This window comes from Pseudomonas sp. PDM05 (assembly GCF_014851685.1).
Taxonomy (GTDB): domain Bacteria; phylum Pseudomonadota; class Gammaproteobacteria; order Pseudomonadales; family Pseudomonadaceae; genus Aquipseudomonas.
The window spans coordinates 127,698-143,769 of sequence record NZ_JACVAC010000010.1 but is presented as its reverse complement, the minus strand read 5'-3'; the positions used below and the strand labels follow the sequence as shown (position 1 = coordinate 143,769).

Here is a 16,072-nt window from a genome sequence, read left to right as displayed (position 1 = left end):
AGTGCCGGGGATTGTCGCTTATTCCTGGCCAATCGACTCCAAAAACTCCGACCGCTCGTCACTCATGCGCGCCAGGCAGTCATTCACTGCAATCGCATAGGCCTTGGTGCCCGTTACCGCCGGGAAGGTGTCCACGGCGCAATCGGCATCTCGCAGTTTTTCCCACTTCTGCTGGGCATCCTTCAGACGAGCGGTAATGTCTGCCAGCTTGGTTTTGTCGCTGCCGTAGGTCGCCGCCATGCGTTCCAGCAGGCCCTGGTAGTTATCCTTGAGCAGTTGCTCGGCGGTGGTTTTGTTGTAGGTAGCGCATTCCAGGGTTTGTTTGTCGTTTTCGATGCCATCGCACGGCGTGCTGTCGGTGTCTTCGGCCGCGTGGACGCCGGTTGCGATGAGTGCCAAAGCCAGGAAGATCGATTTCATTGCGCCGTCTCATATCAGGTGATGCGGGAATTCTGGCCCAAGAGTAGGACAAAGAACAGTCGCCAGTCAGGCCTCTGTTCTTAGCCTTTGTCGTGGATTGACGCTTTCGGCAATTCCCCTGTCGTTTTTGCACCCGGCTCTGTCGGCCCCTGGGCATATGCTGGCCCCAAAGCGCCGGCAGACGATTCGGCGCATGAATCGCCAATAAGGGGACGCCTGATGAGCCCAGCCGAATTGCACGCCGACAGCATCGTTATCGACGGGCTGATTATTGCCAAGTGGAACCGCGACCTGTTCGAGGACATGCGCAAAGGCGGCCTCACCGCCGCCAACTGCACCGTGTCGGTGTGGGAAGGGTTCCAGGCCACCATCAATAACATCGTGGCCAGCCAGACCCTGATCCGTGAAAACAGCGACCTGGTGATCCCGGTGAAAACCACCGCCGACATCCGCCGCGCCAAGGAGCAGGGCAAGACCGGCATTATCTTCGGCTTCCAGAATGCCCACGCGTTTGAAGACCAGCTCGGCTACGTCGAGATCTTCAAGCAGCTCGGCGTTGGCGTGGTGCAGATGTGTTACAACACCCAGAACCTCGTCGGCACCGGCTGCTACGAGCGTGATGGCGGCCTGTCGGGTTTTGGTCGTGAGATCGTCGCCGAGATGAACCGTGTCGGCATCATGTGCGACCTGTCCCACGTCGGCTCCAAGACCAGCGAAGAAGTCATCCTCGAATCGAAAAAACCGGTGTGCTACTCCCACTGCCTGCCGTCCGGGCTCAAAGAGCACCCGCGCAACAAGTCCGATGAAGAACTCAAGTTCATTGCCGACCACGGCGGGTTTGTCGGCGTGACCATGTTTGCGCCGTTCCTGGCCAAGGGCATCGATTCGACCATCGACGACTACGCCGAAGCCATCGAATACACCATGAACATCGTCGGCGAAGACGCCATCGGCATCGGCACCGACTTCACCCAGGGCCATGGCCAGGATTTCTTTGAAATGCTGACCCATGACAAGGGCTACGCCCGCCGCCTGACCAGCTTCGGCAAGATCATCAACCCGCTGGGCATCCGCACCGTGGGCGAGTTCCCCAACCTCACCGAAACCCTGCTCAAGCGCGGCCACCCCGAGCGCGTGGTCCGCAAGATCATGGGCGAAAACTGGGTCAACGTCCTCAAGGACGTCTGGGGCGAATAAGCCACCGCCAACACATCTTCTCCCCCGGCCGTCCGCGCCCGGGGGCATTAACAAGAATTTTTCTGGAGTTAAGTTTCCATGGCCAAGATCGCCCCGCAATTGCCAATCGAAGTCGACAGCGAGACCGGTGTCTGGACCTCCGACGCCCTGCCAATGCTGTACGTGCCGCGCCATTTCTTCGTCAACAACCACATCGGTATCGAAGAAGTGCTGGGCGCCGAGGCCTACGCCGAGATCCTCTACAAAGCCGGCTACAAATCCGCCTGGCACTGGTGTGAAAAAGAAGCCGAATGCCACGGCCTGGAAGGCGTCGCGGTGTTCGAGCACTACATGAAGCGCCTGTCGCAACGCGGCTGGGGCCTGTTCAAGATCCAGGACATCGACCTCGACAAAGGCACCGCCAGCGTCAAGCTGGAACACTCGGCCTTCGTCTACGTGTACGGCAAGGTCGGGCGCAAAGTCGACTACATGTTCACCGGCTGGTTTGCCGGTGCCATGGACCAGATCCTGCAAGCGCGTGGCAGCAAGATCCGCACCGTCGCCGAACAAGTCTACGGAGGCTCCGAAGAGGGCCACGATGATGGCTTGTTCACCGTCAAGCCGTTGTAAGCCGAGGACCGTGCCATGGCTTTCGAAGCAATGTTTGCGCCGATCCAGATCGGCAAACTGACCATCCGCAACCGCGTGCTCAGTACCGCCCACGCCGAGGTGTATGCCACCGACGGCGGGATGACCACCGACCGCTATGTGAAGTATTACGAAGAGAAAGCCAAGGGCGGTATCGGCCTGGCGATCTGCGGCGGCTCCTCCGTGGTGGCGATCGACAGCCCCCAGGAATGGTGGAGCTCGGTGAACCTGTCCACCGACCGTATCATCCCGCACTTCCAGAACCTGGCTGACGCCATGCACAAGCATGGCGCCAAGATCATGATCCAGATTACCCACATGGGCCGTCGCTCGCGTTGGGACGGCTTCAACTGGCCGACCCTGATGTCGCCGTCCGGCGTACGTGAGCCGGTGCACCGTGCCACCTGCAAGACCATCGAACCGGAAGAAATCTGGCGCGTGATCGGCAACTACGCCCAGGCCGCACGCCGCGCCAAGGCCGGTGGCCTGGACGGTGTGGAACTGTCCGCCGTGCACCAGCACATGATCGACCAGTTCTGGAGCCCGCGCGTCAACAAGCGTACCGACGAATGGGGCGGCACCTTTGAAGGCCGCATGAAGTTCGGCCTGGAAGTGCTGAAGGCCGTGCGCGCCGAGGTCGGTGACGACTTCTGCGTAGGCATGCGCCTGTGCGGTGACGAGTTCCACCCGGACGGCTTGTCCCACGAGGACATGAAGCAGATCGCCAAGTATTACGACGACACCGGCATGCTCGATTTCATCGGCGTGGTGGGTTCGGGCTGCGACACCCACAACACCCTGGCCAACGTGATCCCCAACATGAGCTACCCGCCGGAGCCGTTCCTGCACCTGGCGGCCGGGATCAAGGAAGTGGTGAAGGTCCCGGTGCTGCACGCGCAGAACATCAAGGACCCGAACCAGGCCACACGCATCCTGGAAGGCGGTTATGTGGACATGGTCGGCATGACCCGTGCACACATCGCCGACCCGCACTTGATCGCCAAGATCAAGATGGGCCAGATCGACCAGATCAAGCAGTGTGTGGGCGCCAACTACTGCATCGACCGCCAGTATCAGGGGCTGGACGTGCTGTGCATCCAGAACGCCGCGACGTCCCGTGAATACATGGGCGTGCCGCACATCATCGAAAAAACCACCGGCGTCAAACGCAAGGTCGTGGTGGTCGGTGCCGGTCCTGCCGGGATGGAAGCCGCGCGTGTGGCGGCCGAACGTGGCCACGACGTGACCCTGCTGGAAAAGAAAGAATTCATCGGCGGGCAAATCACCACCGCGTCGAAAGCCCCGCAACGCGACCAGATCGCCGGCATCACCCGCTGGTATCAGCTGGAGCTGGCGCGCTTGAAAGTCGACCTGCGCCTGGGCGTCGCGGCCGACGCCGACACCATCATGGACCTGCGTCCAGACGTGGTAGTGCTGGCGGTCGGTGGCCATCCGAACGTGGAACAGAACGAACACTGGGGCGCGGCTGAAGGCCTGGTGGTCAGCAGCTGGGACGTGCTCGACGGCAAGGTTGCACCGGGCAAGAACGTGCTGGTCTACGACACTATTTGCGAGTTCACCGGCATGTCGGTGGCGGACTTCCTCGCGGACAAAGGCAGCCAGGTCGAGATCGTCACCGACGACATCAAGCCAGGCGTGGCCATCGGCGGTACGTCGTTCCCGACCTACTACCGCAGCATGTACCCCAAGGAAGTGATCATGACCGGCGACATGATGCTGGAAAAGGTCTACCGCGAGGGCGACAAGCTGGTGGCGGTGCTGGAGAACGAATACACCGGCGCCAAAGAGGAGCGGGTGGTCGATCAGGTCGTCGTCGAGAACGGCGTGCGTCCGGATGAAGCCATCTACTACGCCCTCAAGGAAGGCTCGCGCAACAAGGGCCAGATCGACGTCGAAGCGCTGTTCGCGATCAAACCGCAACCGTGCCTGAGCGAGACGGGCGATGGGTACTTGCTGTTCCGCATCGGTGACTGTGTGGCGCAGCGCAATACCCACGCCGCGATCTATGACGCCCTGCGCTTGTGCAAGGATTTCTGACCCAGCCTTGAACCAATGTGTACTCGGTCAAAAATGTGGGAGCGGGCTTGCTCGCGAATGCGGTGAATCAGCCACCGAATGCGTCAGCTGACACACCGCATTCGCGAGCAAGCCCGCTCCCACATTTGGGGCCAGTTTCACAGTAGACCTGTGTGGTCTTTGGGAGCTTCACCATGTTGAACACCCTGCTTCCCATTTTATTGTTTGCCGCCCTGGGCCTCGCCGTCCTCGGCGCGCTGCGGCGCGTCATGATGTGGCGCCGTGGCCGCGCGTCCAAAGTCGACCTGCTGGGCGGCTTGCTGGCCATGCCCAAGCGCTACATGGTCGATTTGCACCACGTGGTCGCTCGCGACAAATACATCGCCAACACCCACGTCGCCACGGCGCTGGGCTTTGTGCTGTCGGCGTTGCTGGCGATCCTGGTGCACGGTTTCGGCCTGCACAACCGCATCCTGGGCTATGCCTTGCTGCTCGCCTCGGTACTGATGTTTGTCGGCGCCACCTTTGTCTACCTGCGTCGGCGCAACCCGCCGGCACGCCTGTCGAAAGGCCCGTGGATGCGCCTGCCGAAAAGCCTGATGGCGTTCTCGGTGAGCTTTTTCCTGGTGACCCTGCCAGTGGCCGGGATTCTGCCGGCGGACTTCGGCGGCTGGCTGCTCGCCGCGCTGCTCAGCGTAGGTGTGTTGTGGGGCGTGTCCGAAATGTTCTTCGGCATGACCTGGGGCGGCCCGATGAAACACGCCTTCGCCGGTGCCCTGCACCTGGCCTGGCACCGTCGCGCCGAACGTTTCGGCGGCGGCCGTTCCACCGGCCTGAAGCCGCTGGACCTGAGCGACAAAACCGCGCCCCTGGGGGTGGAGAAACCCAATGATTTCACCTGGAACCAACTGCTCGGTTTCGACGCCTGCGTGCAGTGCGGCAAGTGCGAAGCCGCGTGCCCGGCATTCGCCGCCGGGCAGCCGCTGAACCCGAAAAAGCTGATCCAGGACATGGTGGTCGGCCTGGCCGGTGGCACCGATGCCAAGTTCGCCGGGAGCCCGTACCCAGGCAAAGCCATCGGTGAACACAGCGGCAACCCACATCAGCCGATCGTCAATGGCCTGGTGGACGCCGAGACCCTGTGGTCGTGCACCACCTGCCGCGCCTGCGTGGAAGAGTGCCCGATGATGATCGAGCACGTGGACGCCATCGTCGACATGCGCCGCCACCTCACCCTGGAAAAGGGCGCCACGCCGAACAAGGGCGCCGAAGTCCTCGAAAACCTGATCGCCACCGACAACCCTGGCGGCTTCGCACCGGGGGGGCGCTTGAATTGGGCGGCGGATCTGAACCTGCCGTTGCTCAGCGACAAAGGCAGTGCCGACGTGCTGTTCTGGGTCGGCGACGGCGCCTTCGACATGCGCAACCAACGCACCCTGCGTGCGTTCGTCAAAGTGCTCAAGTCCGCCAATGTCGACTTCGCCGTACTGGGCCTCGAAGAGCGCGACAGCGGTGATGTGGCCCGACGCCTGGGCGATGAAGCCACCTTCCAACTGCTGGCCTCGCGCAATATCCAGACCCTGGCCAAGTACAGCTTCAAGCGCATCGTCACTTGCGATCCGCACAGTTTCCACGTGCTGAAAAACGAGTACGGCTCCTTCAACGGCCACTACCTCGTGCAGCACCACAGCACCTTCATGGCCGAGCTGATCGGCGAAGGCGCGCTGAACCTGGGCCAGCACAAAGGCAACAGCGTGACCTATCACGACCCGTGCTACCTGGGCCGCTACAACGGCGAGTACGAGGCACCGCGCCAAGTGCTGCGTGCGCTGGGTATCGAGGTCAAGGAGATGCAACGCTCGGGCTTCCGTTCCCGCTGCTGCGGCGGTGGTGGCGGCGCGCCGATCACCGACATTCCCGGCAAGCAACGTATCCCCGATATGCGCATGGAAGACATCCGCGAAACCGGCGCCGAACTGGTGGCCGTGGGTTGTCCACAGTGCACGGCGATGCTCGAAGGCGTGGTTGAACCGCGGCCGTTGATCAAGGACATCGCCGAGCTGGTGGCCGACGCATTGCTTGAAGACGCCGCACCGAGCAAAGCCCCTTTAAAGCGTGAACCTGCGGAGGTGCACTGATGAGCGACATTATCCGCCGCGACCCCCGTGCCGAATGGATCGCCCGCAACCGTCTGCACCCGCTGCACGCAGCGATGCAGCCCGTACAACATAGCTGGATGGGGCCTAACGGCATCGTCCGCAAGAACGTGCATGGCGTCGGTTTTATCGGCCCCAACGGCATCAAGCGCATCGACCGCAGCGGCGCCCAGCAGGGCGGCGCGGCCAAACGCACGGCGGCAGTGCAAGTGCAGTTGCCGCTGCATCAGGTGGCGGCGCCGGCGTTCTACATCAACGTGGTGCCGGACATGGTCGGTGGCCGCCTGAGCAGCCACGACCGCGACCTGCTCGGCCTCGCCCGGCAACTTGCCGGCAGCGACGGCGCAGTGCTGGCGGTGGTGTTTGGCGAGCATAAGGAAAACACGTTTGCCACTGCGGGCGTGGATCGCCTGCTGGTGCTGGAAGGCCACGAGTTCGACGGTTATTCACCGGAGCAACGCGTGCAAGGTTTGCGGGCTGTGGATAACCAGTTCAACCCGCGTCACTGGCTGCTGCCGGACAGCCGCAGTGGCGGTGGGGAACTGGGACGACGGTTTGCCGCCAGCCTCAAGGAGCGTCCGGCCACGCGGGTGTGGCAGATCAAGGGCGACGAGTGCATCGGCCGTGCCGGCGCGGGCCAGGAAGACTTGGCCCGGCCACTGCCGCGCCTGATCCTGGCTGCCGTGGAATGCGCTGAACCCGTCAGCGAAACCCGGCACGAAGTGCTGCCCGTGGAGTTATCCACAACCCTGGCGCGCAGCCTGCCGCGTATCGAGGACCTCGGCGCGGTGGCCGTGGACCCGGCAGCGATTCCGATGGCCGAGGCGGAGTTCATTTTCTCTGGCGGCAACGGCGTGAAGGACTGGGCGCTGTTCCACCAGACTGCCGCCGCACTGGGTGCCACCGAAGGCGCTTCGCGGGTGGCAGTGGACGATGGCTTCATGGGCCGTGATCGCCAGGTCGGCGCCAGCGGCACCTGGGTCACCGCCCGTGTCTATGTGGCCGTGGGGATTTCCGGGGCGATCCAGCACCTGCAAGGCATCGGCGCCTGCGACAAGGTGGTGGCGATCAACCTCGATCCGAGCTGCGACATGATCAAGCGTGCCGACCTGTCGGTGATCGGCGAAAGTGCCGCGATCCTGCAAGCCTTGATCGCTGCAGTCGAGACCTACCGCAACGGCGCCAAGCGCGATGCCGCTTAAGGACATGACCATGACCACGAATGTAATCAGCCTGGTGTCCATCGGCGCCCACCCTACCTCCGGGCGCCCGCGCCGCGCCGAGCAGGACGCGCGCGCGGTGGAGCTGGGCCTGCAATTGGCTGGGGATACATTGCAGGTGCTGCATGCCGGCAACATCGCCGAGCCGACCTTGCGCAGTTATTTGGGCATGGGCCTGCCGCAACTGCATGTGCTGGAACAACCGGCGGGCAGCGATGCCTTGCCGGTGCTCAGTGAATACCTGCGCGATGCCGGTGCCCACGTGGTGCTCGCCGGCAGCCAGGCGGAAACCGGCGAAGGTTCGGGCATGTTGCCGTTCCTGCTCGCCGAGCAACTGGGCTGGCCGTTGATTGTCGGGTTGGCGCAAGTGGAGTCCATCGACGGCGGCGTGGCCCATGTGCTGCAAGCCTTGCCTCGCGGCCAGCGGCGGCGCTTGAAGGTGCGCCTGCCGTTTTTGGCCACGGTGGACAACGCCGCGCCCAAGCCCAGGCAAAGTGCCTACGGCCCGGCGCAACGTGGTGAGTTGGCGGCGCATGAGGTTGAGGTGGCAGAAGATGAACTGTTCAACGCCGCAGTGCTGCAACCGGCCAAGCCACGGCCCAAGCGTTTGAAGGTGATCAAGGCCAAGAGCGGTGCCGACCGGATGAAAGCCGCGACGGCCAAGGCCAGTGGCGGTGGTGGGCAAGTGCTCAAGGGTGTGAGCGCGGAGGAGGGCGCCCAGGCGATCCTCAAGTTGTTGGTGGAAGAGGGTGTAGTCCGCTAACTAGGGAACCCATGCAAAACCATGTGGGAGCTGGCTTGCCAGCGATAGCGGTCCATCAGCTAAGGCCGTGCAAGCTGACCCGCCTCCATCGCAGGCAAGCCAGCTCCCACAATTGATCTTCATTGTGCCTGTGGGGCTTGAGGTGTCGGCACCGGCGCTGGCTGGGGCAGCAAGTCCGGCAACGGCGGCGGCAGCGGTGCCCAGTTGGCATTCGGTTGCTGCATCGGTGGCGGTATCGAGGGCGTTGGATCGCCGCCGGTGGGCTTGAGCGTCATCTTCTCGGTGGTATCACGCAGGATCATGCCCTCCGTCGAACTGCGCGCCTCGGTGCCGCTGTGGAAGGTGCTGATCTGGGAAATCGGCAGGTCGAGGTTGCGTTCGATCCTGGGGGTCAGCAGCAGGATGATCTCGGTTTTCTGCTGGGTACTCTGATTGGTGCCAAACAGCTTTTTGCCGATCCATGGGATCTGGCTCAACCACGGCAAGCCCGAGCCGTCCTCGACGTCGGCGGTGCGAATCAGCCCTGAGACCACCTGGGTTTCATTGTTGCGCGCCGTGAGCAAGGTTCTGGTCGAGCGCGAACCCAATTCAAAAGTGGCAGGCACATTTTCCGAGCCGGCAATGCGTTTGGTGATATGGCTCATCTCCACATCCACTTCCAGGTTCACCTCATCGCTGAGGCTGATATTGGGCTTGACCCTGATCTGTAGCCCCACGTCCTGGTACGCCACGGATGAGGTGGTGACCAGGTTGGCCGTCGTGGTGGTGACCACGGGGATCTTGTCGCCGATATTGACCTGGGCCTCTTCGCGATTGCGCACCCGCACCCTCGGGTTGGCCAGGGTCACGGTGTTGCCGCTGCGTTGCAGCATATTGATGCGGGCCGAGGTGCTGCCTGAGTCCAGCAGGATGTTGTCGCCATTGATCCCGCGCAGTGCACTCAGCGGCACACCCGCGAGCCCCGCGGGTACGTTGGCCAGGTTGCCCACCGACAAGCCGAGACTCTCCGGGTACTGGATGCCCAGATTCAGTTCATCCGTCAGGCTGACCTCCAGCACCTGAATGTCGATAGTGACCTCCGATTGCGCAATGTCGATGGCCTCGACCATCTTCTCCACCGCACTCAACGTATCCAGCCCATCGCGCACAATCACCGCATTCAGGCGCTCGTCCACCAGCACTTCCTTGGGTTTGAGCACTTGCTTGATCTCGGCGGCGACGATCTTTGCGTCACCATGGCTGAGGTAAAAGGTGCGCACGGCCAGCTCACGGTATTCACGCTCTTTGTCGGGGCGCTTGGGGTACACGAGGATCGTATTGTTGTTGAGGATTTTCTTGTCCAGGCCCTGGGTCGCGAGCAGCAGGTTCAGCGCATCTTCGGCGGTGGTGCGGCTGGCGCTCATGCTCGCCGAGGCGCTGGGATTGACGTCTTTGTCGATGACGAAATTGACCCCCGACAGCCGCGCTATCGTCTCGAAGATCGTGCTCAGGCTCTGGGCGCTGAACTCCAGGCTCAGGGGTTTGCGCATGGCTTCGGACAGGTCGGCGCTCAGGTAGTCGGCACTCACCAATTCGCGGGTCAGGGCGTTGCGAAAATCCAGGGCCTCTCGGTAGTTGGGTTTTTGCGCAATGATCTGGCGCACCAGGTTGAGCGCTTCGACCGGGTTGGCGCGTTTCATTTCATAGGCCCGCGCCAGTTGCGGGCGCAGTTGTTTCATCGCCTCGATGTTCTGGATTTCCTGGCGGGCGCCGAGGTTGCTGGGGTCGTACTTGAGGATGATTTGCAGCGCGCGAATGGCGGCCGCGTCGTCACCGCGCATCAGTGCGGCGCTGGCTTCGCGGCTGTATTGGGCGACCAGCAACTCCAGCTTACTGAATTGGGCGGTGCGCAATTTCACATCGTCGGGCGCCTGTTTGGCTTCGGCTTGCAGCACTTCGACCGAGCGCACGATGTCGCCTTGCTGGCGCAGTTCGTCACTGTGCTTGATCGCTCGATCGGTCTCGCAGCCGGTAAGCAATATCAGCACCAGGCCCAGGGGAATCGATGTACGCATCCACATGATCATTCCCCTTCATCAGTGAGTATCCAGGCGCAAGGTGCTGACATGCTTGAGCGGCATGTAGGTCAGCACCACGAGCGTGTCGGTGAGTTTGTCCAGCCGGTAGTGCGCGTCGAGCATCTTGCCGGGCACGATACGTCCCGGTACGGAGCAGCGGTTGCACAGGGTGTATTGGCTGCCGTTGCCTTGCAGCACGACGATTTTCGCTTGGTTCTCGTAGCGCCATTGCGCACTGACAGTGAATGGCAGCGGCGGCGGTTTGGGCGGCGAGTTATCCACAGGTATCGGCGGTGGCGGCGGGGGTGTCCAGGTTTGCGCGGGGAACAGCTCGACCATGGCCGCCGGTGCGTTCACGGGCTGGGGTGCCGGTGCGGCGGCCACCGGCTTGGCGGCCACTGCCGTGGGGGCGCTGACCGGGCTGTCCGGCGTGTCCTGCCAGAACAGCCAGGCGCAGCCGATGACGGTGAGCAGCAACAACACGCGTAGATAGAGGGGCAGCTTCATTGCGTCACCCCCAGCAGGCTGATCTTGAGGTTGATGTTCAGCCGGCTGCTGATGATCTCCTTGCGTTCCAGCATGAGGTTTTCAATGCGCACTGCCGGCTGTTGCGCGATGTCCACCAACGCCTCGCGCAGCAGGCTGTAGGGCCCGACCAACGGGATTTCCACGTCCAGGCGTTGCAGCCCGGTGTCGCCGGGGGCGGAGTAGGCCAGGGTGGTTTGCTCGATCACGAAGCCGCGTTGGGTGAGGGAGCCCAGCAGCTGTTCCAGACGCAGCGCAAAGTCGTCGGCACTGGGCATTTTTTCGACGGCCGCCGGTTCCGTGACTTGCACCTCCTGGGGCCGTTCGGCGATGCCGGCCTCCAGTTCCTGGCGGCGCTGGCGGTCGACGATGCCCGCCGGTTGAATCACCGCGACTTCGACCACCAGTGCAGTCGCCATCACGGCCAATGCCAGCAGCCCCCAGGAGCCCAGGCGCCGTTGCCATTGCATGAGGTGCCAGCGCACGCGCGGCAGGTGACGAGTCAACGCGTCCATGGGCGATTACCCCGCGCCCACGGCGATCTTGACCTGCACCGGGTGTTGCGGGTCATTGGTCTTGAGGGTGCTTTGTTGCAGGTTCACGTGCAGCCGCGGCTGGGCCTTGAGCCGTTCGACAAATCGGAACGCATCGCCCAGCCGCCTGGCCTCCAGCTCCATGTGCAACAGCTGGGTCTGGGTGTTGACCTCGACCCGGGTCAGGGCCACGTCGGCGGACCAGGCTTGCGCCACAGCGTCGATCAGCGCGAAGGGTGTCGCCGCTTGCTTGGATAACGCTGCCAGCTGTTGTTTCTGCCGGGGCGACAGACGACTCGCAGCCTGGATCAATTGCTCCTGGCGTCGCGTCAGCTCGATGAACTGCTGCTCCCGTGCATCGGTCTGGCGTTGCTGCTGGTCCATGCGCTGCCAGTGCAACCAGGTGTTGAGCAGCACTCCCAGCGTGAGCAGCCACAGCACGGCGACCAGCGGCCGATGGACGCCGTCGGGGCGTTGCAAGTCCACCGCTGGCGCCTGGGGCGTGCGCAGGGTGTGCCAGGCGCTGGCGAGCCGGGATTTCATGTGGACGATTCCTCCAGCCACGGATGCAAGGGCCCCAGCCAGGGCGAGACAGGGCGATTGGCGACGATCAGCGTGGTCGTCGCCTGTTGCTGTGCCAGCAGGTCGGCGGTGAACAGGTTGTCGCTCAAGTGGCTGTCGGGGCGGGTGGGTAGCACGCACACCTGGGACGGCGCACCGCTGTGTCGATACAGGCAACTGAGGCCGCTGGATTCGGGGACGGCCAGCACGCAGTCTTCGGGCAGGTATCGCCAGTAACGCTGGGCCACGGCCGTGAGCAGCGGTGTGCAACTCACCAGGGGCAGGTGCGCCAGCTTGAACAGCTCGCGGATGTCTTGCAGCAGGTCCCGTGGCAGGGCCACCGCCAGGCGATCGCGGCCGAAGCTACTGTTGGCGACCTGGACCTGCCAATGTTCGCTGTCGATACCGGCCTGTTGGCTGAACGTGGCTTCGGCGAAGCCCTGCCAGTCAGTGTGGCGATGCAGGTCGGCTTGCCACGGCAGCATCAGGTAATGCACGTGGGGAAACCCCAGCAGCACGCTGGCCCGGTCCAGAAAGCGCACGCGACCGCGCGGCGCCTGTGCGAGCAGTTCGGCGCAGGCGGCCAAGGGTTCGCCGGCCTGTTCCGCGCGCCATACCGTTGCACCGCGCCAGCGCGGGCGCGCAGCCCAGACGGCGCCGCTGCTGTGCAGCCACACCACATGCTCAATGAAAGGGAAGGACACGGAGGATCTCCTTGATCGTGGTGTGGCCCTGGGCGGCATGGGCCAGGCCGATGTCGCGCATGAACACATGGCCGGTCTCACGTGCCAGCTCGCGCAAGGTGGCTGCCGAGCTGCGGTTGAGCAGGCCCTCCTTGATGCTGTCGTTCAGCGTGAGCACTTCCGCCAGGGCGAGCCGTCCGCGATAACCCGTGTGACGACAGGCGTCGCAGCCTTTGCCCGCGCGGTAGTGGCCGTGTTTGAGTTGGTCATCGGCAAGCTGGACGAGGCGGGCGCTGTCGGCGTCGGGTTCGGCATTCACCGCACAATCCGGACACACCCGCCGCACCAGACGCTGCGCGACCACACCGTTGAGGGCTTCGACGAAGCTGGCTGGGTCCACGTCCATGTAGGTAAAGCGTTCAAGCACGCTGAACGCGCTGTTGGCGTGCACCGAGGACATCACCAGATGCCCGGTGAGTGCGGCTTGCACCGCGATGCCGGCGGTTTCACTATCGCGGATTTCCCCGACCAGAATGGTGTCGGGGTCATGGCGCAGGATAGAGCGCAGACCACGGGCGAAGGTCAGCCCCTTTTTGTCATTCACTGGAATCTGCAGCACACCGGGTAGTTCGTATTCCACCGGATCTTCGATGGTGATGATTTTTTTCTCGCCGGTGTTGATCTCCGACAGGGTCGCGTACAGCGTGGTGGATTTGCCGCTGCCGGTGGGCCCGGTCACCAGCAGCATGCCGTAGGGCTCGCTGGCCAGCAGGCGGATGCGGGCGATGGTGTCGGCGGCGAGGCCGAGGCTTTCCAGGCTCAGGGATTCACCGCGCTGGGACTTGTCGAGAATCCGCAGCACCGCGCCTTCGCCATGGATGCTGGGCATGATCGACGCACGAAAATCCACCTCACGGCCTTGGATCTTCATCTTGAATCGCCCGTCCTGGGGCACCCGGCGCTCGCCGATGTCCAGCTCCGACAGGACCTTGATCCGCGACAGCGCCTGCTCGGCCATGTCCAGGCCGTTGGCCTTGCCCATCGCTTGCAGCACACCGTCGATGCGGTATTTGATGTCCAGGCCTTCGGGGTTGGTCTCCAGGTGGATGTCGCTGGCGCGGCTTTGCAGCGCATCAAACAACATGGAGTTGATCAGGCGCACCACGGGGTTGTCGTCGCGGGCAATGCTGCTCAGGGAGATTTCCTGGGCGGCCTGGCCGACGCGGGCGTCTTCATTGTCCTCGCCAAACGGCTGCATCACGCGCTGGCTGGTTTCGGCGAGCGCCAACTGGGCCTTGACCGCGCCCGGCAGGCTCATCGCCAGGGGCAGTGAATGCAGGTTGGGGGTGGACTGGATCCAGTGCCGATTGGCCAGGGTGAACGGGTCGCCGAGCACCAGGCAGGGGTGGCCCTGGTAGTCCAGGGGCAGCACGTTGTGCATCAGCGATTGGGGCAGTGGCAGCAGGTCGAAACGCCAATGGCTTTCCGTCAGGTGCTTGGGTTTGATCGGCGTCAGGCCCAGGGGGGTGGCGATGGTTGCGAGTTGATCGGGTGCCTTGTCCAGCACTTCCAGCAGGTAGTTGGCCAAGGACATCGAGCGTTGTTGCGCCAATGCTTGCCATTGCCGTGTCTGTTCGCTCATGGCGCTACCCCTGAATGGAACCTGCCAGTTCGAAGATCGGCATGTACAACATGAACACGATCAGGCCGATCAAGCCGCCCACCACCAGCATCAACAGAGGCTCGAAAACTTTGCTGAAGAGTTCGATGGCGCGCTCCAGCGCTTCATCGTGAAATTGCGCGATGCGCTCGCACATCGCCGCCAGTTCACCGCTCTGTTCACCGACCCGCAACAGGCGTTCGGCGACGGCGGTGGTCAGTTGATGGCGGGCCAGGGACGTGGACAGCGGCTGCCCGGCCTGGATGTCGGTCATGGCCTGGCGCAGCGCGCCCTGACGCTCGGCGGGCAGTAGTGCGCCGGACATGTGCACCGCCGTGACCACCGGCATCCCGCCCATCAGCAACATGCCGGCGGTGCGGTAGAAACGCGCAAGGACAAACAGCGTGCGCTGGGCGCCGAGGCTGGGGATCTTCCAGAACAGGTCGGCGACGCGACGCTTGAACGCGGCGCTGCGCAACAGCAGCACCAGGCCGACAGTCGCCAGCACCACGGCGCTCAACAATTCGCGGCCACGGGTCTCCACCAGCGCGCCCCACCACACCATGAAACGTGCGGTGGCGGGCAGGTCGCTGACCGAGTCGAACACCGAGGCGAACCGCGGGATCACGAAAAACAGCAGGAACAACAGGATCAGCGCGCCGACGCTGAGCACCACCAAGGGATACATCAGCGCACCGCTGACGCGTTTTTTCACGCTCTCCAGGTGTGCCTCGAAGTGGTGATAACGGCGCAGGGCCACCGCCAGTTGGCCGCTGTGTTCGGAGGACGCCACGGTGGCGATCAACAACTCGGGAAAGGTCTGTGGCTTGAGCTGCATGGCCTTGGACAGTGAGTTGCCCTCGTACATCGAGGCCAGCAAGTCGCTCATCACCTGGCGGTTGATCCCCGGCGGCGCCTTGTCGCGCAGGGTCTCCACGGCTTCCACCAGCACCAGGCCTGCGTCGAGCAACACCACCAACTCCTGGATAAACAGGCCCAGGGCGAACTTGGCGCGGCGGCTGGGCAACTTGAGCTGGCGACGGGTTTTCAGTGAGACAACCTGGGCGCCATCGGCTTGCAGTTGCTGGCGCGCCTGGGCGAGGTCGCTGGCTTGCAGGCGCAGGGTCTGCAAATGGCCGTCACGGATGATGCGGGCGTCGATGTCGATCATGGTGCCGGCCTCGCCAGTTGCTCGCGCTGTTGCAGCAACGCGCCGTAGTAGCGCCATACCGCCAGTGCATAGCTTGAGCGCCGCGTCGCACGATCCGGCCGGGCGCCCGCGTTATACGCGCCGACCGCCTGCCAGCCATAACCCGTCTGTTGAATAAACCCGGCGAGGATCCACGCGCCGACCATCACGCTGGTACAGGGCTGGCTGATCAATTGCTGTTCGGTGATGCCAAAGCGGGCGAGGGCGGGCAAGTGGCGGCTGTTGATCTGCATCAGGCCCAGGTCCTGGCTGCCGTCGCCGTTGAGATTGCGTGCGTTGGGGTTGAGGTTGGATTCGACCTTGGCGATGGCGTACAGCAACAGCGGATCGACGTGATAACGGCTGGCCGCCAACTGCCAGCAGTCGGCCTGGGCGGTGCCCACGAGGCACAGCAAGGTCAGGGCGATCCGCAGCGTGTGCATG

At 63.4% G+C, this 16,072-nt stretch carries 15 protein-coding genes; 6 read left to right on the top strand and 9 right to left on the bottom strand.

Annotation, left to right across the window (positions count from 1 at the left end; all coding sequences use genetic code 11):
* Positions 1-18: 18 nt before the first annotated feature.
* Entirely contained in the window at positions 19-420 is a 402-nt protein-coding gene (locus IB241_RS19725) for a lysozyme inhibitor LprI family protein (RefSeq protein WP_192299885.1), read from the bottom strand.
* A 219-nt stretch (positions 421-639) separates the two neighbouring features.
* On the opposite strand from IB241_RS19725, the gene IB241_RS19720 reads away from it, so the two are divergent.
* The 6 genes from IB241_RS19720 (at position 640) to IB241_RS19695 (ending at position 8,420) form a co-directional block, all read left to right on the top strand.
* The gene (locus IB241_RS19720; RefSeq protein WP_005792153.1) at positions 640-1,617 is read left to right on the top strand and encodes a dipeptidase; all 978 of its coding nucleotides are present in this window, start codon (positions 640-642) and stop codon (positions 1,615-1,617) included.
* Between the two features lie 78 nt (positions 1,618-1,695).
* The gene (locus IB241_RS19715) at positions 1,696-2,226 is read left to right on the top strand and encodes a DUF5943 domain-containing protein (RefSeq protein WP_192299884.1); all 531 of its coding nucleotides are present in this window, start codon (positions 1,696-1,698) and stop codon (positions 2,224-2,226) included.
* 15 nt (positions 2,227-2,241) lie between these two features.
* Positions 2,242-4,302, top strand: a complete 2,061-nt coding sequence (gene dgcA, locus IB241_RS19710; protein WP_192299883.1) for a dimethylglycine demethylation protein DgcA — start codon at positions 2,242-2,244, stop codon at positions 4,300-4,302.
* A 173-nt stretch (positions 4,303-4,475) separates the two neighbouring features.
* Positions 4,476-6,419: a dimethylglycine demethylation protein DgcB gene (gene dgcB / locus IB241_RS19705; RefSeq protein WP_192299882.1), complete on the top strand. Its 1,944-nt coding sequence runs from the start codon at positions 4,476-4,478 to the stop codon at positions 6,417-6,419.
* Positions 6,419-7,639, top strand: a complete 1,221-nt coding sequence (locus tag IB241_RS19700; protein WP_192299881.1) for an electron transfer flavoprotein subunit alpha/FixB family protein — start codon at positions 6,419-6,421, stop codon at positions 7,637-7,639. Before dgcB ends, IB241_RS19700 begins: the two co-directional genes overlap by 1 nt.
* 10 nt (positions 7,640-7,649) lie before the next feature.
* Positions 7,650-8,420 carry an electron transfer flavoprotein subunit beta gene (locus IB241_RS19695; protein WP_192299880.1) on the top strand — a complete coding sequence of 257 codons (771 nt, stop codon included), beginning with the start codon at positions 7,650-7,652 and terminating at the stop codon, positions 8,418-8,420.
* 119 nt (positions 8,421-8,539) lie between these two features.
* Here IB241_RS19695 and IB241_RS19690 read toward each other — a convergent pair whose 3' ends face one another.
* The 8 genes from IB241_RS19690 to IB241_RS19655 are packed head-to-tail and all read right to left on the bottom strand — an operon-like array spanning position 8,540 to position 16,071.
* The gene (locus tag IB241_RS19690) at positions 8,540-10,480 is read right to left on the bottom strand and encodes a secretin and TonB N-terminal domain-containing protein (protein WP_192299879.1); all 1,941 of its coding nucleotides are present in this window, start codon (positions 10,478-10,480) and stop codon (positions 8,540-8,542) included.
* A 15-nt stretch (positions 10,481-10,495) separates the two neighbouring features.
* Positions 10,496-10,984: a hypothetical protein gene (locus tag IB241_RS19685; protein ID WP_192299878.1), complete on the bottom strand. Its 489-nt coding sequence runs from the start codon at positions 10,982-10,984 to the stop codon at positions 10,496-10,498.
* Complete coding sequence (locus tag IB241_RS19680) at positions 10,981-11,517, bottom strand: hypothetical protein (protein ID WP_192299877.1); 537 nt, start codon at positions 11,515-11,517, stop codon at positions 10,981-10,983. Before IB241_RS19680 ends, IB241_RS19685 begins: the two co-directional genes overlap by 4 nt.
* Positions 11,518-11,523: 6 nt before the next feature.
* Complete coding sequence (locus IB241_RS19675; protein WP_192299876.1) at positions 11,524-12,078, bottom strand: hypothetical protein; 555 nt, start codon at positions 12,076-12,078, stop codon at positions 11,524-11,526.
* Positions 12,075-12,800: a hypothetical protein gene (locus tag IB241_RS19670; protein ID WP_318652606.1), complete on the bottom strand. Its 726-nt coding sequence runs from the start codon at positions 12,798-12,800 to the stop codon at positions 12,075-12,077. The genes IB241_RS19675 and IB241_RS19670 overlap by 4 nt, the downstream gene beginning before the upstream one ends.
* Entirely contained in the window at positions 12,781-14,421 is a 1,641-nt protein-coding gene (locus tag IB241_RS19665; protein ID WP_192299875.1) for a GspE/PulE family protein, read from the bottom strand. The genes IB241_RS19670 and IB241_RS19665 overlap by 20 nt, the downstream gene beginning before the upstream one ends.
* 4 nt (positions 14,422-14,425) lie before the next feature.
* On the bottom strand, positions 14,426-15,610 hold the full coding sequence (locus IB241_RS19660) for a type II secretion system F family protein (protein ID WP_192299874.1): 1,185 nt from the start codon (positions 15,608-15,610) through the stop codon (positions 14,426-14,428).
* A complete protein-coding gene (locus IB241_RS19655; protein ID WP_192299873.1) occupies positions 15,607-16,071 on the bottom strand; it encodes a transglycosylase SLT domain-containing protein in 465 nt (154 codons plus the stop codon). Before IB241_RS19655 ends, IB241_RS19660 begins: the two co-directional genes overlap by 4 nt.
* Position 16,072: the final 1 nt, after the last annotated feature.